This window comes from Microcoleus sp. N9_A1, assembly GCF_036701795.1.
GTDB lineage: Bacteria > Cyanobacteriota > Cyanobacteriia > Cyanobacteriales > Microcoleaceae > Microcoleus.
Genome location: NZ_JAUBRI010000001.1, coordinates 61,684 through 87,107 on the forward strand (window position 1 = coordinate 61,684; position 25,424 = coordinate 87,107).

16 protein-coding genes are annotated in these 25,424 nt (G+C 45.4%); 9 read left to right on the forward strand and 7 right to left on the reverse strand.

Going from position 1 to position 25,424, the window contains the following annotated elements; genetic code table 11:
* Positions 1–52 precede the first annotated feature (52 nt).
* The 5 genes from QUA58_RS00240 to QUA58_RS00260 form a co-directional block, all read right to left on the reverse strand.
* The gene (locus QUA58_RS00240) at positions 53–526 is read right to left on the reverse strand and encodes a hypothetical protein (protein ID WP_333392593.1); all 474 of its coding nucleotides are present in this window, start codon (positions 524–526) and stop codon (positions 53–55) included.
* Positions 501–1,706, reverse strand: a complete 1,206-nt coding sequence (locus tag QUA58_RS00245) for an urease accessory protein UreH domain-containing protein (protein ID WP_333253250.1) — start codon at positions 1,704–1,706, stop codon at positions 501–503. The genes QUA58_RS00240 and QUA58_RS00245 overlap by 26 nt, the downstream gene beginning before the upstream one ends.
* A 315-nt stretch (positions 1,707–2,021) precedes the next feature.
* Complete coding sequence (locus tag QUA58_RS00250; RefSeq protein ID WP_333392594.1) at positions 2,022–3,083, reverse strand: LOG family protein; 1,062 nt, start codon at positions 3,081–3,083, stop codon at positions 2,022–2,024.
* Between the two features lie 192 nt (positions 3,084–3,275).
* Positions 3,276–3,599 carry a thioredoxin gene (gene trxA, locus QUA58_RS00255; RefSeq protein ID WP_006631199.1) on the reverse strand — a complete coding sequence of 108 codons (324 nt, stop codon included), beginning with the start codon at positions 3,597–3,599 and terminating at the stop codon, positions 3,276–3,278.
* Between the two features lie 484 nt (positions 3,600–4,083).
* Complete coding sequence (locus QUA58_RS00260; protein WP_333253246.1) at positions 4,084–5,247, reverse strand: GuaB3 family IMP dehydrogenase-related protein; 1,164 nt, start codon at positions 5,245–5,247, stop codon at positions 4,084–4,086.
* Positions 5,248–5,369: 122 nt separating this feature from the next.
* Here QUA58_RS00260 and QUA58_RS00265 point away from each other — a divergent pair, with 122 nt between their 5' ends.
* Positions 5,370–6,575, forward strand: a complete 1,206-nt coding sequence (locus tag QUA58_RS00265; protein WP_333392595.1) for a lipid-A-disaccharide synthase-related protein — start codon at positions 5,370–5,372, stop codon at positions 6,573–6,575.
* A gap of 98 nt (positions 6,576–6,673) precedes the next feature.
* On the opposite strand, the gene QUA58_RS00270 is transcribed toward QUA58_RS00265, so the two are convergent.
* Positions 6,674–7,375, reverse strand: a complete 702-nt coding sequence (locus QUA58_RS00270) for a polysaccharide deacetylase family protein (protein ID WP_333392596.1) — start codon at positions 7,373–7,375, stop codon at positions 6,674–6,676.
* A gap of 344 nt (positions 7,376–7,719) precedes the next feature.
* Between QUA58_RS00270 and QUA58_RS00275 the strand changes: the two genes are divergently transcribed.
* Complete coding sequence (locus tag QUA58_RS00275) at positions 7,720–14,205, forward strand: AAA family ATPase (RefSeq protein ID WP_333392597.1); 6,486 nt, start codon at positions 7,720–7,722, stop codon at positions 14,203–14,205.
* A 409-nt stretch (positions 14,206–14,614) separates the two neighbouring features.
* Here QUA58_RS00275 and QUA58_RS00280 read toward each other — a convergent pair whose 3' ends face one another.
* Positions 14,615–15,814 carry a response regulator gene (locus QUA58_RS00280; RefSeq protein ID WP_333253237.1) on the reverse strand — a complete coding sequence of 400 codons (1,200 nt, stop codon included), beginning with the start codon at positions 15,812–15,814 and terminating at the stop codon, positions 14,615–14,617.
* A 1,136-nt stretch (positions 15,815–16,950) separates the two neighbouring features.
* Between QUA58_RS00280 and QUA58_RS00285 the strand changes: the two genes are divergently transcribed.
* From QUA58_RS00285 to QUA58_RS00315, 7 genes are all read left to right on the forward strand, one after another.
* Positions 16,951–19,167 carry a transporter substrate-binding domain-containing protein gene (locus QUA58_RS00285; protein ID WP_333392598.1) on the forward strand — a complete coding sequence of 739 codons (2,217 nt, stop codon included), beginning with the start codon at positions 16,951–16,953 and terminating at the stop codon, positions 19,165–19,167.
* A 196-nt stretch (positions 19,168–19,363) separates the two neighbouring features.
* On the forward strand, positions 19,364–20,248 hold the full coding sequence (locus QUA58_RS00290) for a sigma-70 family RNA polymerase sigma factor (RefSeq protein ID WP_333392599.1): 885 nt from the start codon (positions 19,364–19,366) through the stop codon (positions 20,246–20,248).
* Positions 20,188–21,978: a tetratricopeptide repeat protein gene (locus tag QUA58_RS00295; RefSeq protein WP_333392600.1), complete on the forward strand. Its 1,791-nt coding sequence runs from the start codon at positions 20,188–20,190 to the stop codon at positions 21,976–21,978. Before QUA58_RS00290 ends, QUA58_RS00295 begins: the two co-directional genes overlap by 61 nt.
* A gap of 385 nt (positions 21,979–22,363) precedes the next feature.
* The gene (locus QUA58_RS00300) at positions 22,364–23,152 is read left to right on the forward strand and encodes a hypothetical protein (RefSeq protein WP_333392601.1); all 789 of its coding nucleotides are present in this window, start codon (positions 22,364–22,366) and stop codon (positions 23,150–23,152) included.
* Between the two features lie 137 nt (positions 23,153–23,289).
* The gene (locus tag QUA58_RS00305) at positions 23,290–24,390 is read left to right on the forward strand and encodes a patatin-like phospholipase family protein (RefSeq protein ID WP_333392602.1); all 1,101 of its coding nucleotides are present in this window, start codon (positions 23,290–23,292) and stop codon (positions 24,388–24,390) included.
* A gap of 66 nt (positions 24,391–24,456) precedes the next feature.
* Positions 24,457–24,696 carry an aspartate 1-decarboxylase gene (locus tag QUA58_RS00310; RefSeq protein WP_333392603.1) on the forward strand — a complete coding sequence of 80 codons (240 nt, stop codon included), beginning with the start codon at positions 24,457–24,459 and terminating at the stop codon, positions 24,694–24,696.
* A gap of 72 nt (positions 24,697–24,768) precedes the next feature.
* Positions 24,769–25,371, forward strand: a complete 603-nt coding sequence (locus QUA58_RS00315) for a GNAT family N-acetyltransferase (protein WP_333392604.1) — start codon at positions 24,769–24,771, stop codon at positions 25,369–25,371.
* Positions 25,372–25,424: the final 53 nt, after the last annotated feature.

The following is a 25,424-nucleotide window of genomic DNA, read 5'->3' on the forward strand; positions in this document are numbered from 1 at the left end:
TGTCGGCGAACCCGCCCTTACAAGATTTATGTTCGGTGATGGAAAGATGATCTTAGCGAACCGTGACAGTATAATTAAATTCAAATGGTTTAAAATTAGCTTTGTTTTTGGCTGTTCCGCTCAATTGAAGTTCGTAAATGCCAGCTTTGGGAAATACGATGTCAGCGCCCGGAATGCCTTGATATTTCTCCGCAGATATGGCTTTGAGAGGCGGCTGCATCAGGGGCTTATCCCCCTTTTTGTGCTGTTTGGGATAAACCGCTAATTGGCAGTTACACTGCTCTAGTGGGATTATTTGACCGCCCCTGCGAGTCAGGGAAAACCAAACTCTGGCGGTTTCTCCGGCGCGGGGGTTGTGGTTGGGTTCTAGGTGAAAGGTAGCGGCTACATCTCCCGATACTTCCACTTCGTGCGCCCAAACTGAAATCGAGTTTAAGTGCGGCGCATTGGGAATTGCTGCTTCAATTAGCAATCCTAAAAAAACTAACAACCCCAAAATTTTATTTTGGTTTGACAGGCGCAACATAGAAATTCTCCAGTGATAAAATTGACCAAAATAAGCGCGATCGCACTGCGAGAACTAATACTGCAACTACGGCTAAAACGGCGGTCAGCAGTTGATTGTGCAACTTCCATTCAAAGCCGCCGAGATAGTGGGAACCGATGAGGGCTGCGTGGATGGCGGACAGCAAAAAAGCGGGGACGGTTAACAGGTGAATTCGCCGCCACAGTTTGCCTAAATAATGTTGAAGGCGATCGACACTGGTGACAGCAGCCGGTAGCATCAACAGCAGCGACAACATCCCAGCCACCATTCCCAACTGATGCTGCGGCAACATGAAAGACACAGCATCAAAATTCCATTGCAGCGTATGATCCAGCATATGAAACGTGTGGGCGACTGCGAGGACAAACGCACCCACACCCAAGGCGCGGCGGTATCGCAGCAGTGCCGGCAAAAACTTGCTAACCGGACGCGCCAATAGTGCTAGCATCAAACACAACAGCGCTGCGTGGCCTGTAAAATCGACCATTTCGTCGGTTCGCAGCAAGGTGAGAATCCCGATCGAAATTGTCACCCACCCGCCCATCCGAAACAGTTGACTCCGCCTGTCTGCGCTCAATCTGCCAGCAAAAAAACCTACTCCCAGCATAGTTGGCAGCGTGCCGAGTCCGAAAGCAAACATCGTCGCCGCACCGAAAACTGGATTTCCCGTTTCCGCCGCCTTAATCTGCGCCGCGTAGAGGAAACCGCAGGGAATCAAACCCCAAAGCAAACCCAAAGCCATCGGTACCCACCAGTTTTTTTGTGCTGAAAGCTTGTTCATTGCTTGTCCGACTCGATCGTGCGACATTGGGTGCAACAGTGGTAATCGCGGCAGAAAATCGGGTTTAATTTGCACCACACCGAACCAAATCAGCATTGTACCTGTCAGAAGTGCGATCGCCCGCCGCAATCCGCTACCAGTACCGGCCATTTGTCCGCCAGCAATTAATGCCGAACCCAGTCCGCCAATTCCAGCACCAACCAAAGCATAAGCAGCAATTCTCCCCAAATTCAGCAGCAAATGAAAGCGGAAAGTAGCTAATTTATCGTTGCGGGAATTAGAAAGAGAAAACGCCACTGTCAGCGGGCCGCACATCCCCGCGCAGTGACCGAAACTGCCGAGAAATCCCAAAGTGCCGATTAGCAGCAGGTCTAGCATTTTGCTGGTTTTTCCCTAACAACGCCATCAAGATATTGACAATATTTGCTTTTGCTATTGCACGCTTTTTTCTTGACTTTGTACAAATATTTATCTCAGTCTATCGCTTTTGTCAAGAGACAAGTTGTCAAACTTATTTCCAATCTCATCCATATCAAAGTTCGTCGTTCACTATCAACTATCAACTGTCAACTATCAACTATCAACTGTCAACTATCAACTATCAACTGTCAACTGTCAACTATCAACTATCAACTATCAACTGTCAACTATCAACTATCAACTGTCAACTGACTACTGTCAACTGTCAACTGACTACTTTTGTTCTGGATGCGCCGCTTCCGGCGAAGCTGCACCCATTTGATTTATAGCAGCAATTAGCTGATAAAGCCGCCCCAAATCCCGCTGGTTGAAATGCAAAGTCAGGCGCGGCAGATCGAAAGTTGGATCTCCTATTTCCGGCTGCAAAGCTTGACTTTTTTCAATTTTTCCGGTGACAACAATATCGCTAAAATCAGTATTTAGCCGATCGACATTATCGTCAGAAAGTTGAGACTTTAATCGAAGTACCAGTTTTTCATCCACGTAGCGGCAGGAGTGATAAACCAGATAAAAACTCGCGATCGCCTCGCAAGCGACATTTACATCGTCTGTAATCGTGTAGAGACTGCGATCGTCAGCAGAAATCAGACCTCTGCCCCGCAATTGTTTTTGCACAAAAATATTCCAATCGTGCCAATAATCTCCTCCCGGTCGATCGATCAATACCACAGGAGCCGGCCCGAACTTGCCAGTTTGAATCAAAGTCAGACACTCAAAAGCCTCGTCCAGAGTACCGAAACCGCCCGGAAACAGAGCCAAAGCATCGCTCTCCCGCAGAAAAAATAACTTGCGAGTGAAAAAATATTTAAAATTGAGTAATTTGCGATCGCCAGCAATAAAAGGATTAGAATTCTGCTCGAAAGGCAACTGAATGTTCAGCCCAAAAGAACGTTCAGCAGTCGCCCCCTCGTTACCTGCCTGCATAATCCCGCCACCGCCGCCAGTAATCACCATAAACCCTTGCTGGGCGATCACCCGCGCAAAGTCTCTGGCAATCAAATATTCCCCAGATTCCGGCGACACCCTCGCCGAACCAAAAATCACAATTTTGCGAACGTGGCGGTAAGGATAAAACATCTCAAAAGCCTTTTCCATATCTCGCAGAGACGACGAGATAATTTTCCAGTCAAGGCGATCGAGTTCCTCTCCGGCCATTTGCACAATAGTCGAGAGCGATCGTTCGATCCACTCAGAGTGCTTTAACATTGGCAGGCGATCGATCAAATCGAGCGCATCAGCTTGGAGGGACTCAAAACCTTGACTTGAAGGAACCATGAACTTTTCCGAAATGGTAACAATTTATTGCTAAAAAAAAATTAAGGGGCAAAAGCCAAATTTAGAAATTAATAGCCACCAGCAAATTGCCCTGCTGACAACTAATAACTTTTCCAGTAGCTTTGCCCCGGTTTTGAAGCGAGTGAGCTTTCGCGGCCCACAAAGAACAGCGCGAAATCGCTCGCAGTTGGGTTAAATGTACTTTTCCAGAGTGTTGGCCAGAGTAGTTTTAGGAACTGCCCCAACCACCATATCCACACGTTGACCGCCCTTAAATATCATCAGCGTCGGAATGCTGCGGATACCGTATTGGCTGGCCACGTTAGGATTCTCGTCGGTATTAACTTTTACTACCTTGACCTGCCCTTCATATTGCTGGGCAATTTCGTCTACGACGGGTGCCACCATCCGACAGGGCCCGCACCAGGGAGCCCAAAAATCCACTAGAACTGGAACTTCGCTATCGAGCACTTCCTGCTTAAAGGTAGAGTCGGTTACTTGCGCGGCTGCTGACATCCCTAGCCATCCTTGTAAATACTATTTCTCGGATAACAAGTCTAGCAAAAAGTGTAACCACTTGCGTCAACGATTTTAAGAGAAGGCTTCTGAAGGAAGACGGTAGAAGGAAGAGGGAAGACGGTAGAAGGAAGAAGGCACAAGGTTTCTGAAGGAACAAGGCACTTATGTTTCCGAAGGCAGAATGCACTTATGTAGAAAAAAAAATTCTCCCACTCCCAGACTCTCCCACTCTCCCACTCTGGGCCTCTCCGGAGCTACAAGCCTCAGTTCTGTATCTAGTAAACAAGAGCCAAGATTTCCGGCAAAAAAGGAACCGCCCGAACAGTAGTCCGGGCGGAGTGTGGTGTGAGGAGTGAACGGAAACATTCGTCTCCGCTTCTTCTATTGTGACATCTCCTTCTCGATAATTCCACAATATTCTGTAAATTTCGAGACTCTTGAACAAATTTTGTCAAGATATGCTGGTATTTGATCGGTAAATCTACTTACCCATGCCCAACTGCTGAGCTTTTTGATAGACTTTACCCTCAGTCAGCAGAGAAGGAGCAATTACCACTTCCACTTGCTGCATCTCCTTAATATCCTTAGCGCCCAAGGTACCCATGCTAGTTTTCAGAGCTCCGAGCAAGTTGTGCGTACCGTCATCTAGGAGGGCCGGCCCCCGCAAAATTTGCTCCACAGTACCCGTAGTCCCGACACGAATCCGAGTACCCCGCGGCAAAACGGGGCTGGGAGTCGCCATCCCCCAGTGGAAGCCCCGGCCTGGAGCTTCGGCGGCCCTGGCAAAGGGCGAACCAATCATCACTCCATCGGCACCGCAAGCAATGCACTTGCAGATATCGCCGCCGGTAATTAAACCGCCGTCAGCAATCACCGACACATATTTGCCAGTTTCGCGATAGTAGTCGTCCCGCGCGGCGGCGCAGTCTGCTACCGCTGTTGCTTGGGGAACGCCGACACCCAATACGCCCCTAGATGTGCAAGCAGCCCCCGGCCCAATGCCCACGAGAATGCCTGCGGCGCCAGTTTTCATTAAATTCAGGGCGACTTCGTAGGTCACGCAGTTGCCCAAAATTACTGGTATCGGCATCTCTTGACAGAATTGCGTCAAATCTAAAGATGAGATTGATTCAGGGGAAAGGAAAGCTGTCGAGACTACAGTTGCTTGCACAAAAAATATATCGGCTCCCGATTCAGCAACCGTCCGGCCGTATTTGCTCGCGCCGGCTGGTGTACCGCTGACGGCGGCAATCCCTCCTCCAGCTTTAATTTCTTTAATTCTCAGGTCGATTAATTCTGGCTTGATGGGTTCGGCATAGAGTTGCTGCATCAGGGAAACAAATTCGTGGTTCCCGACACTGGCGATGCGCTCTAATATTGGCTGGGGGTCGGCATAGCGGGTTTGAATTCCTTCTAGGTTGAGCACGCCCATTGCTCCCAATTCCGACAGCAAAATGGCCATGCGGACATCGACTACTCCATCCATGGCGCTGGCGATGATCGGGATTTCTCGATCGATCCCGCCAATCTGCCACTTGGTATCTGCCAAACTCGGATCGAGGGTGCGCTGTCCGGGTACGAGCGCGATTTCATCTATGCCGTAAGCTCGGCGAGCGCTTTTGCCCCGCCCAATTTCAATATTCACGCTGTTTCACTTCCACAATGTATTTAAATTAGACTAACAAAAAGTTAGCCCGCCCGAGTTTAGCTATTGCACGGCTGTCTTTCAAAAAAGCTCGGCACTGATTCTGATTGTATTCTGATTATATGAAATCGAAGGGGATACTTTTCCTCAGCAACGGCCACGGGGAAGACTCGATTAACTGTCAAATTCTCAAAGCTTTGAGAGCATCTGGCGCGGATGTTGATGTTTCGGCAATGCCGATTGTAGGTGACGGGGCTGCTTACGCGCGATCGACCGTGCCAATTATTGGGCCCACCAGTCAAATGCCGTCTGGGGGAGTTTTTTACATGAATCCCCTGTTTTTCCTCAAAGATGTTGGGGCGGGGCTAATTACCTTGACTTGGCAGCAATTACAAGCCGTTTGGATCCATTCGCGCCGCTGCGATTTGGTGGTGGCCACTGGAGATATAGTCGCGGGGGCGATCGCCCATTCAACGTCGCGCCCCTATATAATTTTTCTGTCAGCTCATTCTAGTTATTACGAAGGGCGAGTCAACTTAGGTTTAATCTTGTGGCAGTTGCTTGCCTCAGAGAACTGTGTAGCTGTTTTTACTAGAGATGCTTTGACTGCTGCTGACTTAAACCGACAGGGTTTAAAGAAAGCTCAGTTTGTCGGCAACCCCGTCATGGACAACCTCAATTCTACGGGCAAAGATTTGCAGTTAATACCCGGAGTTCGGACGATCGCCCTTCTCCCCGGTTCTCGCCTTCCAGAAGCCACTAACAACCTTGTTTTGCTGCTGGAACTGGTTAAAAAAATTGCTAGTAACTCTACTGTACCAGTGCAGTTTCGGGCAGCTTTAGTTCCCAGTTTGATGCTTGAATTAGATGATATCGCGGTGCGAGCTGGGTGGCAAGTGCGATCGGGCAAGCTCATTTTTCCAGCAATCAAACGGTCTTTTTGTGAAAAAAAGTTAGTCGAAGTAATGTGCTCAGCCGATGCTTTCGCCGATATTTTGCAACAGTCGAGTTTAGTAATTGGGATGACAGGAACTGCTGTCGAACAAGCTGTGGGCTTGGGAAAACCTGTAATTGCATTACCGGGAAACGGCCCTGCCTTTACCTATAGATTTGCGGAGGCTCAAAACCGGCTTTTAGGTGATTCGGTGCAGGTTATTGGCACAGAATCGGCGAATTTTGATATTATCAAGGAAGCTGCTTTGGCAGTCGATCGCACTTTGCAAGACAATTGTTATTTGGAAAGTTGCGTTAAAAATGGTTTAGAGAGAATGGGGCGATCGGGCGGCAGCATTAATATTGCTAACTACCTGGTAAAATATCTAAACTAGAGCAATATGGGTAGCCAGAAACCTGGTTTTTGCTGAGAATACTCGTCACAGAACGCAGAAACGGCAAAAAACCCGGTTTCTTTGGTTGGATTGCGCTATTATTTCAACAACTCAGAAACAGTTTTAAACTCGTAACCTTTCGACTGCAAATCCTTGACAATCATCTCAGTTGCTGCTACGGTTTTCGAGCGATCGCCCCCGCCGTCGTGCATCACCACAATCGAGCCCGATCGCACATTGTCAATCACCCGATTTGCGATATCTTCCGCCGTGAGTGTTTTTTCATAATCTTGGGAATCCACATCCCACATAATCAATTTTTTGTGCATTTGGGAAACCAAATAAGACAAAACTACAAATCTGCGCCCCCAAGGAGGCCGAAAACTAATACTATCTTGTTTAACGCCCAATTCCTGCAAAAGTTTGTCCGTTTTTTCAATTTCCGACAGCAGATACTCGCGGGGTTTAAACATCATATCCTTGTGAGAGTAGGAATGGTTTGCCAACTCATCTCCCCTCGCAATAATCATCGGCACGATTTCTGGATGTTTCTCAATATTGCGGCCGATTTCAAAAAAAGTAGCTTTAACTTTGTAGCGGTCTAAAATATCTAAAAGTTGATTTGTATAAGGAGGATAAGGGCCGTCATCGTAGGTGAGAGCAACTACTTTCTCTTGAGTGTCGGCGCGGTTGATACCGAAATAATTGTTAAAATTAGTAACTTTAATTAACAGCGTTGCTGCGAAAAATAACGCTACTGTGAAAAGCAGAAACTTTTGTAAATTTTTACCGATTCGCATAGTTGCACGCACTCGATAGAGAATGAAAGTGGATTGTTGTCAGATTACCACAATTAGGGAGCTGAATCCTTAAGCTATTTTATCATTAATTATTGTCCGTTCCGAGATTTTTCAGTTTTGGCGATCGCACAGTAGCTAGAGGCTTCAAGTGCCAGTACACTTGTACGCTACATATAGCGTAAGTAAGTCCAGAGCAAAAAAGCAATAATAAAAGATCTGGAATTGTAGGGGCAGGTAAGGCAATGATTTATATTCGCAGCGAGTTTACTGCTCCTCTCACCCGCTCCTTGCCATGTTATATTTATTTGTATACTTAACTTTTTTAGGCAGCAATAATTCCCAACATGATTTCACTGCCAGATATCACAATAGTCAACCAAATCTACGAAAGTGCGAATTCACTCGTATACCGAGGCATCCTCAAATCAAATCAGCAACCTTTGATTTTGAAACTCCTCAAAGAGGATTATCCCACACCTGCCGAACTCTACCGCTATCAACAGGAATACGAAATCACTCGCCGTCTCAACCTAGAGGAAACGATTAAAGCCTACAAGTTGAGAAAATATCAGAATACCCAACTGATGTTGTTGGAGGATTTTGGCGGAGAGTCGTTAAAAATAATTTTGGAACGCCAGAGATTTTCAGTAACAGAGTTTCTCCACCTCGCCATCCAGATTACACAGGCTCTAGACAAAGTTCATCAAAACAATGTCATTCACAAAGATATCAATCCATCTAATATAGTCTTGAATCCTCAAACGGGACAATTAAAAATTATTGACTTTGGTTTATCTACCATCCTATCCCAAGAGAATCACAGCCTCACAAGTCCTAATCTTCTAGAAGGGACATTGGCTTATATGTCTCCAGAACAAACAGGACGGATGAATCGAGCGATCGACTACCGCACGGACTTTTATTCTCTGGGCGTTACTTTCTATGAACTGCTAACCAACCAGTTGCCTTTTGAATCCGTAGATGCACTTGAGTTAGTCCATTGCCATATTGCCAAACAACCGACTCCACCTCATGAAATCAATCTCGAAATTCCCTTACCTGTCTCAGAAATAGTCAGGAAATTAATGGCAAAAGTGGCGGAAGATAGATATCAGAGTGCTTGGGGAATTAAGGCAGATTTAGAAACTTGTCTTGATGGATATAAAACTGGTAAAATTCAAGTTTTTTCCTTGGGAGACCAAGACATTTCTACTCAATTGCAACTCCCTCAAAGAATGTACGGGAGAGAATCACAGATCGAGTCCTTATTGACTGCATTTGAGCGCGTAGCCTCCGCAGAAGAGCAACCACTAGGGGCGAGCAACCCAACGACAACTGAGTCACAAAATGTACCCGTACAAAGACAAACTGAACTCATGCTAATTTCGGGATACTCTGGTATTGGGAAATCAGCTTTAGTTCAGGAATTGTATAAACTCATAACTCAAAAAAGCGGCCACTTTATTGCAGGTAAATTTGACCAGTTGCAACGCGATATTCCCTATCAAGCTTTAGTCGCTGCCTTCCAAGAATTGGTGCGGCAATTGCTCACCGAAACTGAACCCCTATTACAACAGTGGCAAGAGCAGATTCGGCGCGCATTAGGAAGCAACGGACAAATTATTATTGATGTCATTCCCGAAGTTGAACTGATTATTGGCAAACAGAATCCCGTCCCCGAATTACCTGCAACAGAAGCCAGAAATCGGTTTAATTTAGCTTTTCAAAACTTTATTCAAGTTTTTTGCCAAAAAGAACATCCCCTCGTCCTATTTCTAGACGACCTTCAGTGGGCCGACAGCGCCACACTGCAATTGATTCAGTTGATCGTGACCGATTTTACTACTAAATATCTGTTTGTAATCGGAGCTTATCGAGATAACGAAGTCAGTGCAACTCATCCTACTATGCTGACTTTATCTGAGATGAAAAAACAGGGAGTAGTAATTAATCATCTCTCCCTTTCACCCTTAAATTTAAACCAGGTTAATCAATTCATTGCGGATACGCTGAAAACTGAGTGCGTCCCTACGCAAAGACTAGCCGAATTGGTTTGGCAAAAAACCCAAGGAAATCCCTTTTTTATTAAAGAGTTTCTCAAGTCACTTTATACAGAGCAATTGCTGAATTTCGATCCGAATGCTGGGGCTTGGTATTGGGATTTAGAGCAAATTATCACTAGGAATATTACTGATAACGTTGTTGAGTTCATGGCAGATAAAATTCAAACCTTATCAGAGTCAGCACAAAAAGTTTTACGATTAGCCGCTTGCATTGGCAACCAATTTGATTTACTCACCCTTTCAATTATTAATGAAACTTCTCAAAAAGCAGCCGCAAATGAATTGTGGGATGCCATTCAAGCGGGATTGATATTACCCGTTGGTGATGATTACAAATTCCTGAAAACAAACCGAGAGGGGAATGACCTAAAAATTACTTATAAATTTGCTCACGATCGCATCCAGCAAGCCGCCTATTCCCTAATTTCTCCAGACGACAAGCAAGCGGTTCACTGGAAAATCGGCCAACTGTTGTTACAAAATACACCGCCACAGAACCTCCAACAAAAGATTTTTGATATTGTCAATCAACTCAACTTCGGTATTGAAGCAATTGACGTTCAGTTAGAAAAAGATAAACTTGCTCAATTAAATCTGATTGCTGGCAAAAAAGCGAAGGCATCAGCAGCTTGGAAACCCGCCTGGAACTACTTAAGAATTGGTATAAATTGCTTGAGTGCAGATAGTTGGCTTCGTAAGTATGACCTAACTTTGGCACTGTACGTGGAAACAGTAGAAGCTGCCATCTTGAGCAACCACGTTGAGGAAATGGAAAAATTGGCTAACCTTGTGCTTCAACAAGCTACTTCATTGCTGGACAAAGTGAAAGTCTATGAAGTCAAAATTCAAGCCTATACAGCACAAAACAAACCGTTAGAAGCGATCAATACGGCACTTTCAGTATTAAAGCTGTTGGGAATTCGTTTGCCAAAAAAACCAACAAAATTAAATATTTTTCTTGAACTGATGAAGACAAAGTTAAGTTTAGTCGGGAAGCGCGTTGAGGACTTAATCGACCTGCCAGTGATGACTAATCCTTATAAGCTAGCAGCGATGCGTATCCTATCAAGTGTAGTTTCTGCGGCCCATTTATCCCAACCTGAATTGCTACCGTTAATGGCCTTTAAACAGGTGAATTTATCAATTAAATATGGGAATACTTCTGTGTCTTCTTGTGCCTATGCTACTTACGGACTCATTATGTCTGGAGAAACCGTAGGAGACATTGAGACTGGTTATCAATTTGGGCAACTTGCTCTCTTGTTACTCGATAAGTTGAATGCTAAAGAACTCAAAGCTCGAACAATATTTATTGTTAATTACTTTGTCAAGCATTGGAAAGAGCATCTTAGAGAAACCTTAAATCCTTTGCGGGATGTTTACTCGATCGCCCTAGAGACTGGAGACTTAGAATATGCAGCTTATTCAGTTTGCGTATACTGCTATCATTCCTATGTATTGGGGAAGGAATTGGCAACAGTCGAGGCAGAGATGGCAATGTACAGTAATACCCTCAGGCAACTCAATCAAGAAACATCATATTACTATAACCAACTCACTCGACAGGTTGTATTGAATTTGATGGGACAGGCTGAAGATAAGTGCCGTTTAATCGGTGAAAGCTATGACGAAACAAAAATGTTACCCCTGCATCTAGAGGCGAATGCTCAAAATCTTTGTCGCTCACTCTATTTTTTTAAGTTAGTTCTCTGCTATATTTTTCAAGACTATCAGCAAGCTATAGAAAATGCTAACTCCGCCGAAAAATATAGCGATAGCGCTGTAGGTACTATTCCTCTCTACCATTTCTATAATTCTTTAGTTTATCTTGCCATCTATTCTGACGCACCTAAATCCGAGCAAAAACTCATCCTCCAGAAGGTGAAAGCCAACCAGAAAAAGATCGAGAAATGGGCGCAGTTTGCTCCGATGACTCACCTCCATAAATTCTATTTAGTGGAGGCAGAGCGATATCGAGTTTTGGGGGAAACCACTCTAGCTATAGACTACTACGATCGCGCCATTGCCTTAGCCAAAGAACATGAATACATCAACGAAGAGGCTTTGGCTAATGAATTGGCTGCCAAGTTTTACATCGCTTGGGGAAAAGAGCAAGTTGCCGAAGCCTATATGACAAATGCTTACTACTGCTATTTACGTTGGGGTGCCACAGCTAAAATGACAGATTTGAAACGACAGTATCCAAAACTTTTAAAGCGTTTTACGACAGCCAATACGTCCATAGATTCGCGCAACAGCCTGTCTAATACCTCTGGCAGCACTTCAGGTGAAACCCTGGATTTGGCAGCATTGATGAAAGCATCTCAGGCGATCGCCAGTGAAATTGAATTGGATAAACTCCTCACGACTTTGATGAGAATCCTGCTGGAAAGCTGCGGCGCACAAACTGGCTATCTAATTTTAGAGTCTCAAGGACAACTAAGAGTCGAAGCGTCAGGCGAGGCTAACTCAAATCAGGTGATGGTGTTGCAATCGACTCCAATAGAAACCTGTCTGCCTTTGTCGATTATTCACTATGTTGAAAGGACTCAGGAAGGACTGATTGAAACCAATGTGGCCCGTGAAGGCAGGTTTACCCAAGATGCTTATATCAAAGCACACCAGCCCAAGTCTATTCTTTGCGCCCCTCTGCTCAATCAGGGGCAATTAATTGGAATTGTTTACTTGGAAAATAATTTAGCAGAGGGCGTTTTTACACCCGATCGCCTAGAAGTGATTCAATTGCTTTCAACTCAGGCGGCGATCGCACTTACTAACGCCAGACTCTACACCCAAGTACAATCGACGCAAAATCGCCTGAATAAATTCCTCAATGCTATTCCCTTGGGCATCTCCGTTCACGACGCCAAAGGACAAATCATCTACACCAATCAAGTTGCACAGCAGTTACTGAATATTCAAGATTTACCCAAAGCCGAAACCGAGAAATTATCACAAACCTACGGCGTTTATCGGGCAGGTACTGGGGAGATATATCCAGTGGAACAGCTACCCCTAGTGCGATCGCTGGGCGGTGAAAAAGCTCAGGCGGATGATTTGGAACTGCACCACAGCGACGGGAGCATTTTTGTAGAATCAACGAGTACGCCAATTTTCGATGAGACGGGTAATGTAGAGTATGCGATCGCAGCTTTTCAAGATATTAGCGATCGCAAACAAGCCGAAAAAACTCTAATCGAAAATATCCGCTTAGAACAGGAAATTAGCGATCGTAAAAAAACAGAAGCAGAACTCGAACAAGCAAAAGAAGCAGCCGTTGCCGCCAACAAAGCCAAAAGCACTTTCCTTGCCAACATGAGCCACGAATTGCGAACTCCCCTGAACGCCATTCTCGGTTTTTCTCAACTGATGGATCGGGATACAAACCTGTTAAGCGAACAAAAAGAAAACCTCAACATTATTCATCGCAGTGGAGAGCATTTATTATCTCTAATTAATCAGGTGCTTGACCTTTCCAAAGTCGAAGCCGGACGCATGACGCTATCTGAAAATAATTTCCACCTCCCTCAATTTCTAGCTGATATAGAGGATATGTTTGCGTTGAAAGCAAACGATCGAAGCTTACAATTACGAGTGGAAGGTGCTGCCGATATTCCTAAATACATCTACGCTGATGAAGTTAAGTTGCGGCAAGTGCTGATCAACTTGATAAGTAATGCCGTTAAGTTTACCTCTTCTGGAAGCGTGTCTGTAGAAGTGAAAAATAAACAGGCAAAAACCCAAAGTGAAGCCGGAACACAAATAACCAAAAACCACCAACAACAAACAACCATTACCTTTGAAGTCAAAGATACGGGAGTTGGCATTGCGGCAGACGAACTGGAGAAACTATTCCAACCCTTCGTGCAAACAGCATCCGGTCAAAAAGTGCAGCAAGGAACCGGATTAGGACTGACGATTAGCCGTCAATTTGTCCGCTTGATGGGAGGTGAAATAACAGTCATTAGTCACGGTAAAGCTTTCACCCCTGGAATGCCTCTCAAGGAATTTTTAGAAGACACGACGGGTACAACATTTAAATTTGACATTCCTGTGGGCATCGCTGATGCCAGCGCAATTCACAACCAACCCTACAATCGTCGCGTCGTTGCCTTAGCGCCTAACCAACCCCCATATCGCATCCTAGTAGTGGACGATCGAGATTACAATCGGCAACTGTTAGTTAAACTCCTTAAACCTGTTGGTTTTGAAGTTCAAGAAGCGACTAACGGTATTGAAGCGCTTGAAATTTGGGATTCATACTCACCCCATCTGATCTGGATGGACATGAGAATGCCCGTTATGGATGGTTATGAAGCCACGAAACGCATTAAAGGCACCATCAAAGGTCAAGCTACTGCTGTTATTGCTTTGACAGCCAGCGTGTGGGAAGAAGACAAGGCAGTGATTTTATCCGCTGGTTGTGATGATTTTGTGCGAAAACCGTTCCACACAGAAGTCATCTTTGACATGATGGCTAAACATTTGGGAGTCCTTTATATTTATCAGGAACAAGAGCTATCATCTCCCCCTTCTAATGTGACTGGAGAACCGTTAAATTTCACTGATTTATTAGCAGCGATGTCAAAAGAATGGATTGTAAAATTGCATGAAGCTGCTCTTGACGCGGATTCGGAATTGGTTTTTCAACTCCTTGAGGAAGTTCCTGAATTCCAGGCTCTAGAACTTCAAACTCTCAGGGGTTGGGTGAATAAGTTTCAGTTTGAGAAGATTCTCGATTTAACTGAACCGTTGGTTGGTGAATGATGATACAGCAGATTGCAGGTTTATGAAGTATACCGCGCGATCTATCGCCGTAGGGAAACGGCTGAGCCTAAGTCCGCCAGGGAATGAATTCCCTGTCTAATAGCGAAAGTCCTCTTAAGAGGACTGAAGAACTCATTAGTCCTCTTAAGAGGACTTTCTCTTTGAGGCAGGGGTTTCAACCCCTGCCGGACTATTGGTTGTACGTGGAAAGTTGACACGAATGGGCATGGTGAGGACTGAAGAACTCATTAGTCCTCTTAAGAGGACTTTCGCTTTGAGGCAGGGGTTTCAACCCCTGCCGGACTATTGGTTGTACGTGGAAAGTTGACACGAATGGGCATGGTGCCGTGTCCCTACTGCACTTCATAAACCCGGTTTCATGGGTCAGATTGCGTAAGTCCTGTTTCTGCTATTTGATGCTAGCACGCGGTTGATTCAGTTCCATCATTGACTTTAACGGCGACTGTTTTAAGTCTGTAATATCGCGGATGGTAATTGAGCAACCGTCTCCCAATGTCACAGCAGTGAAATAATAGCCTTGGCCAAGGTAATCACTTTCTAGATAAACCTCTCCTTCAAGCGATTCTCCAGTCTCAACAACCTCTACTAATAAATCAAACAATCCTGGACTCAATTGATTAAGCAGTTTTTTCAAAACGGGTGCGCCCGCGAGTTCTGTTCGTTTTTTCCCTAGGAGTCTGGCAAAGACAGGGTTAACTACCAAGCAGCGAAAATCTTCAATTTCTCCAGCCATATCTGCCCTCACCGCCTCCACTGCGGCTATTCCATCCAGAGATGAGTTTAGCAAATTTGCCAGCAGGGTGCGAGATTGGTAGGCAATTTCAGCGGTTTGCTGGTGTCGCTCGATTGCTTCTTTAAGCTGCCGTTTTTGGTGCCCGATAGTGACCTGAGTTTCGAGGCGAACTAGCACTTCTTCCAACTGAAAAGGTTTAGAGATGTAGTCAACTCCCCCTACCTTAAAAGCTTTAACTTTATCAATTACTTGGTCAAGTGCGCTTAAGAAAATAATCGGAATTTCTGAGGTTTTTTCATCATTTTTGAGGGCTTCGCAGACTTGATAGCCGTCCATGTCTGGCATTTTAATATCCAGCAATATAGCATCGGGGAGATGATTGCGAACTGTCCTCAAAGCCATCGTACCATTGGTAACGCAGCGAACTTTATACCCATTTTTTGTAAGAATTTCTGTTAGAAAACGCAGATTTTCTGGGAGATCATCCACAATTAAAATGTTGCCTTTGCAATTTTCTAATTGATCGATGTCACTTCCTCCGGCCGCAGTCATCGTCATAGGTTCGTCTTTGACTTTTGTATCGGATCTCGCAGTTGTGGTGTTTTGCTTCTCTAGTAGAGAGCGGAAGTTATTTTTAGTAACTTTTTCTCCCATTACGTCTGAAAGGCGCTGCCACAGGATGGCTGCTAAATCTTTGATATGTCCTATGCTCAGGTACAAGCTGTCAGCAATTACACTATAAGTTGCGTTTTGCCAAGCAGCTTTTAAGATTTCTTTTTCAAGCAAACTTAAGGGTTTACTTGTCTTGGACTCTAAGGCTGATTCGATAAATTCTAGGGCTTCTTCAAAAGTCATATACAAATCAATCTCATCGGGTAAGGTTTTGCCAGTTTTGCACCCTAGCTTTGAGTTATACACCGTACTAAGTTGGTGGAGAAATTCCTAATAGCTATTATGACAGACTTATTGACAATTACGCTCCGGGACGATCGCCCCCGATCCTCATTTTACCTTGTCGCAACCCGAAAAAGGGGATCGCGGCAGCCTAATTCTTTTTGAGGGCGATCGGCTTAAACCCTTGTCACTACAAGGCTTTTAAGTTGCTTGTCACCCCCTCGACGCCTACGACATCGACTCTTTGACATATATAAAACTCTTAAAAAATCTGAAAAACTGGTTCATTTTTCATAAATCTGAGTTCGCTACCTAGCGGACAACCGTATAACTCAGTATCAAGGCTTGTCTTGATCCAAAAGACAAGCCTTGATTAGTTTTTATATGGTCAAGTAAAAACATCCGCCGATTAGCGCCGACAATTCGATTAATTTTCAGTATTATCACTGATGTATTTTAGCGCGTGATATGAAAACCTCACTCAGAAATATGCCAATTAGGCAAAGATCCGACTTTTCCGACTTTACGATCCGACTTTTCCGACTTGCTTTATGCCGATATTCCAAGCATACTATTAATAGCATCCACCAAAAGACAGAGAACAGTACCAGTCATGCTGTCGATCTGCTCCATCTAAAGATAGATAGTAAAACCAGGGCGTCCGACTTTTCCGACTTTACGATCTGACTTTTCCGACTGACAGGGGCAGGGGAGGAGAGCGATGATAGAGACCTGGAAAGGATACAGCCTCAAAAAAAGGCATTGCATCATTTTGGGATGAATCTTGTAGGGTGGACTGAAGAACCCGCCGGAAAAATAAGGGTTTTCAGCTTTGATAAAATTCAAAATCATCCCGCAAATATGCAACGCTCTTTTTGAAAGGTGCTGAAAGATATGGAGGACAGTGGGTGCAGTTAGCTGTCTTCCAAGTCAAAGTGAGCGCTCGGTTAACACAACAGCAATAGCATAATTCACCTATTGCTTAACAAAACCATCCAACAATAGCAGCGTGCCGGAATAGGCTGCGGTTGGAGCAGAAATAAGAATTGATCGGAACCCCTGCCAATTGAACGCACAAATTATCGAATTACAGGAGTATGACCATTCTTAACTACAACGAAAGCACCTATCTGCAAGAAAATCCCGACGTGGCACAAGCCGTAGCTTCAGGCATTATTCCCAACGGCTTCGAGCATTGGGTAAAGTTTGGTTTTATTGAAAAAAGAACGCCACAAATTTCCTTCAACGAGCAATTTTATCTAGATGCTAACCCCCAGGTAGCAGCAGCAGTTGCCAACGGTAGTTTCTCAAGCGGATTTGAACATTATGCGCGGTTTGGAGCGGCTGAAGGTCGATCGCCCGTTGCCAGTATAACACCCACAGGCTCTCAACTTCAAGAAATCTTAAAACGCGGGTTTGTGCGGGTTGCAGTTAACGAAGATGCACTCGGATTTAGCAACCGAGAAGCCGACGGTTCATTTAGTGGGATTGGTATTGATTTTAGTCGCGCCATTGCCACTGCTTTGTTTGGGAACCCGAATGCAGTAGAATTCGCAGTCGTCAAGGCCGGTGAAGACTTTAGTAGTGTTGCCAGTGGCGCAGTGGATATCGCCGCCACTTTGCCCACTCAATCTGTGCTCCGCGATGCCAGTTTAGGAGTAGATTATTCGCCTACAGTTCTCTTCGACACTCAAGCGGTATTGGTGCGTGGTAATAGTGGAATTAGTTCTGTTGAGCAGTTATCAGGAACAACCATCGGCGTATTAGCAGGAACGCGCTCTCAGCAAAATTTAATAGATGCCGCCCAACGTGCCGGAATCGCCCTCAACATCCAAACTTTTCCCTCTCAAGATGCTCTGTTTGGCGCTTACGATGCGGGACAAATCGGTGCAGTTTCGATTAATCGCGGGGTGCTGAGCAATCGCATTCCCACCTTATCCAATCCGGGAAATCAAGTCATCTTGGATGAAGCCATTTCTAAAGAGCCTTTAGCACTCATCGTGCCGGAAAATCAGTCTGAATGGGCTGATGTGGTGCGCTGGGCGGTCAACGCTCCCATCCAAGCCGAATTCTTTGGCATCAACTCCCAGAATGTGAATGAATTTCTTGATGGAAATTCCGCCAGTAAGCGCTTCTTAGGCGTGGAAGGGAATTTAGGAGAATCTTTGGGACTCAAAAATGATTTTGCCTTGAAAGTTATCCAACAAATTGGTAATTACGAAGAGATTTACAATCGCAATTTCAATCCCGAAGTGCTGCCGCGCCAGCTCAATGAACTAATGTTTGTCGAGCCTGGGGGACTGCTTTATTATCCACCCTTTTCGGGGACTGACGAATTAAGTGTACCCTTGGTAAATAACGACAACCGCAACGTTTTACAGGAAGTTTTAGACCGGGGGTTCGTGCGCGTTGGGGTGAGAAATGATGCACCTGGACTCGGTTTTTCTGACCCCAACGGCAATTTAACCGGATTTGATGTGGATTTGGGTCGGGGACTAGCAGCTTCCCTATTTGGCAACCCCAATGCAGTGGAATTCGTGATTCAGAAAACGGGTGCTCAGCGCTTCAGCGATGTCGCCAATGGCATCGTTGATGTAACTAGCCGCAATGCCACCCTCAACCTCAAGCGGGATGCTTTGCTGGGGGTAGATTTTGCCCCCATTAATACTTACGATGCTCAATTTGTGGCAACACCAACTGCCAGCGGAATTACCTCTTTTGAACAGCTTGCAGGTCGCCGAATTGGCGTGACTGCAAATACCACTTCTGAGGCAACTCTGCGAGAAAAGTTGAGTGCTTCGGGCATTAATGCGGAAATCGTAGCCTTAGATAGCTTCCCGACCCTATTTGATAGTTATATCAAGGGCGAATTGGATGCGATCACCGGCGATGGAAGTCTGATTATCTCTCGTCTTCTCACCTTACCCCCAGACCAGCGAGACCGGCATCAGCCGTTTCCGGAAGTCTTGGGAGAGGAGCCTTTAGCAATGGTGGTGGACGAGAATCAATCCCAGTGGAAGGATGTGGTTTCTGGAGTTACTTATTCTCTTTATGAAGCGTTAGAACTGGGTTTAACTTCTGAAAATGTGCGCCAGGAAATCAATAGCTCCGATCCAGTTGTCCGCCGCTTTTTGGGAGTGGAAGGAAATGTGGGTGAAAGTCTGGGTTTGTCGAATAATTTTGCTTTGAATGCGATTTCTGCAGTGGGGAACTATAGCGAATTGACCGATCGCAACTTCCCGGGTATTCCTGTTAGCCCTTTTCAAGTGCCTTATACCGAGGGCGGTGTCCTGTTCTCGGTTCCTTTTGCTTGATTTTGCTGAATCGGGGTGATTCATGAATCACCCTTACAACAATAAACCTTGAATATTGGCTAACGACATTGAATCCAATCTTTAGCCGCATAAATACTCAGATTGCACTCAGCTAGATGTTTGCGGGATTGGGGTGCAACGAAAAAAGCAACAGAGGAATGTTCCTTCACATCTATCTTTCACCACTTTTAAAATCATGTCAAATTCTCAATCCGTTATTGCAACAGACATTCGGTGTTGTCCAGAAGATATAGAGAAAGCATTTTGGCAGCTATGGCAGCAGAATCGAGATTATCTTTACCGTTGCTGTCTCAGGTGGATGGGGGGGAATCCTACTGATGCTGAAGAGGTGCTCAGTCGCGCCATGCTCAAAGCTTGGGATAAATTGGCAGACTATGCCGAAAAAATCACCAACCTCCGAGCTTGGCTGATTCGCTTAACCCATAATCTATGTATAGATGTACACCGAGAACGTCGCCGGAAAGCAATGCAGATGGAGGATATTGAAGAAGTAGCTGCTAAAGGAAGCTCAGCAGTTATTTCTGGTTTGAACTCTCCTGAAGAGGCGCTTCTACATCATGAGTTGGGACAGTACATTCGCCGCGCTATTGATACTCTTCCTTCTCGATTACGCAATCCGTTTATCCTGCGTTACTGCCACCAGATTGCCTATCAAGATATTGCCCAACAACTTGCTCTCTCGCTCAATAACGTTTACAAGCGCATCCAACAGGCACGAGAACTTCTGCAAAAGCGTTTGAGCAGGTATTTGTCAGGGTTGGATGATGCTTTGTCAGATTCCTCCGAGTCGTCTAAACAGGGGGACGTTGCCTCGATCGGGGATGATTTTGCTGTAGGGGTAGTGCCACAGTACCTACCGCGTCAAGATTCTGGGCCGATCGCGGGTGGGGCGATCGCAGGCGCATTGCCCCTACAATCCGATGAAACGATCGCATCCGACTCGATCGCCCCCATCCCTCAAAACATTGGCGAGACAATTAATTATCAGGTAACAGCAATATGTCTAGAAACACTACACTCCGGGTGGTATCCCTCACTCAGTCCTCTGGGGTGGAGTTGAATGCTTACCTGGTTGGAGACTCCAAGCCAACCCGACAAGAGCAGAAGCTGAAAACATTAAGTGAGTACGTGCAGCAGTATCCATCTGGGTGGAAGAAGCGGTTGGAATTGGCGAATCTGCTGTATGAAATGGGTCATATCGAGCAGGCGGTTGAGGAATATCGCCAAGTGATCGATCGGCAGCAACCATTGATTGGCGTGCGGTTGCAATTGGGGAAACTTTTGCAGCTTATGGGACGAGAGGTTGAGGCAGTAGCGGTTTATGAAAGTGCCTCGGCCAATGCACGCAATGAGGCGACTCGGCAGCATATCAGCGGATCGATCGCACTCTGTAAATGTGACACTCAGGCAGCGATACTCGCTTTTGAGTCGGCGGCTTCCCTAGAACCAGATAATGCGGCTCACTGGCTGGCGTTGGGGCAGGTGCAAATGGGGAGAGGGGATGCGGTTGCAGCTTTGCGAGCCTTTGATACGGTTTTGTCACTGAACCCGGATGATGTTGTAGCGCTGATTGACAGCTACGACGCGAGTCAGGCGGTGGGGAATGTGCGCCAAGCGCAGCGCAGGTTGAGCAAAGTGCTAGAGGTGGCTCCGGGTGATTTCCGAGCGCTCAAACGACTGGCGGATACTCGTTGCCGGATGAGATTGGTATCGGGTGAGGAGGGCAAGCAGACTAAACAGATAATTGGTTCTGTGCTGCAACTGGCTCCTGATGCGGCGGATGCCCGCGAGTTGCTGGCATATTATCACCTTTTCCGGGGGGAGTCGGCTAACGGGGTTGGGGTGTTGGAACGGTTTACTGAGGAACACCCGAATCATCCTAGGGGTTGGTATTCCTATGGGCGGTGCTTGTTCCATACCGGGGAATATCAGAAAGCGGCTGAGGCGATGCTGAAGGCTTATCGTCTCTATCCCCAGGATTGTGAAATTTATCGGGCATTGTGCGAGATTTTGCCTGCTGCGGGGATGACTTCTTCCCCAGTTCCTCTCGATCCCCCCCAGCCCCCCTTAAAAAGGGGGGAGCTAGAGCAGGCAAAGCCTTCTAACTGCACGGGGGGAACTCCTCTCAAAGTCCCCCTTTTTAAGGGGGATTTAGGGGGATCTAACCGTCGTCTCAAAGTCCCCCTTTTTAAGGGGGATTTAGGGCGATCGAACAATCAAGTAACCCTTGCATCAATAGTAGAAGAGATGCTCGATCGTTTTCCCGAACGCTGGAGTGTTTGGACGACGGCGGGGCGGGTGTTGGTGGAAAGTTTTCAGGAGATTGAGCGAGGGTGTGGTGTCTCTGCGAAGGGGACGCAACTTGAGCCGCAGTTACCTGATGCTTGGTTTAGTCATGGGCGGGTGTTGGCGCTGGCGGGGAAACACCGAGAAGCGGTGGAGGCTTTGGCGCAAGGATGGCAGTTGTTACCGGAAGATGCGGGTTATCTGCAATCAGTGTCTGCTGCGGTGTGGCTGGGGGAGAGTTATCGGCTGCTGGGGGATGAGGTGGCGAGTCGGAAATGGTTGGAAAAGGCTTGTCAGTTCCGGGAATTGATGGAGTTTGACCCAGCGATGGCTGGTTACTGGCAAGGGAGGGCGTTGTTGGGGTTGGGCGATGTGACGGAGGCAGTGGAGGCTTATCGAAGTGCGATGAGTCGGCGGTTGCTCTACCCTTTTCGCGGGGAGGTTGAGGAGGCTGTGAAACGGTTGAAAGGTAAGAGGCGAAAGGGCGATCATGCTAAAGCGTAGATCCTTGACTTCTTAGGGAAGTCGGGGATCTGAACCTCTCAGAGTGCATTGAGTTAGGAAAAAACAGCCTCTAACTCGAAAAATTCAGAAATTGACCTCTGGATTCGTCTTATAGGTATAGAGACAAAAATCAAGTTTCGTCTCGACAAAAAACAACATCAAACTAATTTCAAAGGAGGCTAATTATGGGTCGTCCTAGATTGTTCTAAAACCAATATTTTTTCAGCACAACTACATTGGTAAGCTGATTAAATGTGATTAAAAGCAGTCACTTATCGCTGCTAAAGTTAAACGCTAGACCGAGTGGAAACTTACCACTCGGTTTAGTAAGAATGTATTCGATTAACTCGGCAAAAGTAAAACAAAAGGTCGCTTAGGAGGCTCTATGAGTTGGTTTTCCACATTGACTTCTGTAGCTCGGGTAGCTGGCGGAATTCTCACAAAAATAGGCGAACTCGGCAATGCCTCTGATGGAGAGGCTGCGCCATTGCCGAGTTTTGACATATCAAATGTCACCTACGTGTACAGCAACAAAAGTAACAAACTCCTAGCTCTTAATAATGATCCTAGTGTGCCGGAGGTGAACTTAACTTACTCGCGCACCAACGATGACGGTGCACTCGTAACGGTTATTCAACCATTAGAGTTTGGTTCGACATATGACGCTACCAAAGATATCCAGGATTTCGATAACGGAAATATTGTCATTTCCAACCCTGAGTCATCGACACAAATGGCGGAAATTGGTAATCCCCCTCGGCGATCACTATTTTATACCATCTCCACGTTGTTCGCTGCAAAAGTATTTCTAACCAAGGATATTTTCATACTCAAGACAGACAAGGGATTTGCACTGCAAAGCTCGACTATAATCGACAGCGCTTCAATCACTTACAAAGACAAAGACGGCACCGTCGTCCAGATTGACGGTAAAGCTCGATCACAGTCAAGCATTGACAGCTCCTCTGGCTCAGGCAACAACGGCAGCTATATCACCGAATTGCCCTTCCAAAAAGGTACAGTCACCGATTTACCTTACCGAGAAGTAACGATTAACATCACCATGCCCACTCCCACTTACATGGAATTAACCGCAGAAAGACGCCAACGCCTTCAAAAAATCTCTGACTTCCCCGAACTCGAAACGTTTCTTGCTGCGCGCTCCCGTAGCTAGACAACGTATTTTGTTAGCCTTCCTGTTCACAGTACGAACTCTCGTAGGTTGGGTTTTGCTCTCGGCTCAACCCAACATTTCCCAGATTAAAAAGGTAATTTACAGTCGCTACCGATTCAGTAATTGGAGGAAATGCAATGAATAACATTCGGATTTTATCAATTGATGGTGGTGGCATTCGTGGCATTATTCCTTTAAAAGTGCTTGAATATATTGAACGCCAGACAGGTAAGCAGATTCACGAGCTATTCGATGTCATGGGCGGAACGTCAACTGGGGGAATTATTGCTTTGGGTTTGAACTCGAAACACCAAGGAGAGGGAGAACAATCAATATATAGTGCGGAAGAGTTGAATAAGTTTTACACAGAGGAAGGAGACAAGATTTTCGTAAAACTCAAGCAACAGGAACCCAAGCAAGAAGAAAGCGATGAAAATAGCAATAGCGAGGAACTGAGTGAAGCAGAGGAGACGAAAAGCGAAAACTATAAGGCTCCTGGCTTCGATAAGCCAACCTATAAAAAAGAAAGTATTGAAGACTATTTACGAAAAAAATTTGGGGATACAAAAATGTCTGAATTAGACAAAAGAAAGGATGTGGTGGTGTCTAGTTATGACATACAGAATGACAGTCCATACTATTTCAGTAGCCAAAAAGCCTGTAAAAATCCCGAAGAAGACTATTATGTTTGGCAAGCCGCACGAGCAACATCAGCAGCTCCCACTTATTTTCCTGCTGCTAAGTATTCTTTAGAGAAATCCTCCCCGGTATTCGTTGATGGTGGAGTTTACATTAATAATCCGGCGCTCGATCTTTTGATTCGGGCTAAGCGTCTGTCTCAAAATCAAAATGAGCAAAACTTTATTCTAGTTTCTCTGGGGACAGGAAATATGAAAGTATTACGCCCCTATCTTGAAAATGAAGGGATACGGGCATGGATGTTGGGGAATCCGCTCAAGCCGAAGACAAGACCTCCTGGAGCGCTCTTGGAAGTTATGATGAAAGGCGTAGCCGAAGCCACTCATGAACAATTAGAAGACCTAGTAACTGGCAATTCCGGATTAAAGCTTCCAGGCTTAAAGAAGTATTATCGCTACCAGAAAAAGATGTCGGAAAATATTGCAATGGACGATATCGAAAAGGAAACAATACGCAAGCTGATAAAACTCGGAGAAGAGCTTGTGAAGGACAACCAAAAAAGCCTAGATGAACTTTGTGAAGACCTAGTAGGAAAATGATGACTACCAAAAGGAGTAATATGGCGACAATTAGACTGATGCACGCTTAAACTTCATCGAGTATGTGTGACCGATGCCAAGCGCGATTATGTGGGCAGTATCACCATTGACCAAGAGTTATTGGAGAAAGTCGGAATATTGCCCCTCGAAGAGGTGGAGATAGTCAACATTAGCAACGGCAACCGTTGGTCAACTTATGCTCTGCCAGGAGAGGCAGGAACGGGTTGCATTTGTCCCAACGGTGGGCTATCGCCCCGCAACCTGATTAAATTTCCACATCAGAAGGGCGATCGCCCCACAACCTAATTAAATTTCCACATCAGAAGCGTGAGCGCTCTAACTAAAAACAAACTCTGAATTTACAAACATAAAACTACCATGCTGGAAATCAGATTAGCTCAAACCCCTGAAGAAAAAGAACAGGTTTTCAAATTACGTTATCAAATCTATGTAGAAGAGATGGGATATGCCCAACACTATGCCAACCATAAAGGACAGAAAATAGAAGAACCGTTAGATAATTCAGGCAACATATTTGTGGCTTTTCAAAAAAATAAAGTAGTGGGAACTGTTCGGAGTAACTATGCTAGACAATCAGATTTAGGGTACTATCTTAGCCTTTTTAAAATAAGTGATGCTACTCAAAACACCAATCTTGGGTATGTGTCAGTTTGTACTAAATTTATGGTAGACAAAAATCTAAGAAAAAAGGGCATAGGGTTTACTCTAATGCAAGCGCATTACAATCAAATGCTGATAGATAGAATAAAATTTGATTTTATAGACTGTGAACCCCACATGATTCCTTTCTTTCAAAAATTAGGGTATCAACTAATTGATATGATAAATCACCCTGAATATGGTAGTGGTATGGCTATGATGTTAGATGTGTTTAATTTGAAACATCTAGAGCGAGTTAACTCACCTTTCATGCGCCTGCATAGAAACTTTGTAGAATCAAAAAAACTAGCACAACTATAGACAAATCCAACATGACTATGCTTTTACCTCCGCGATTATTCCTCTAGTTAATA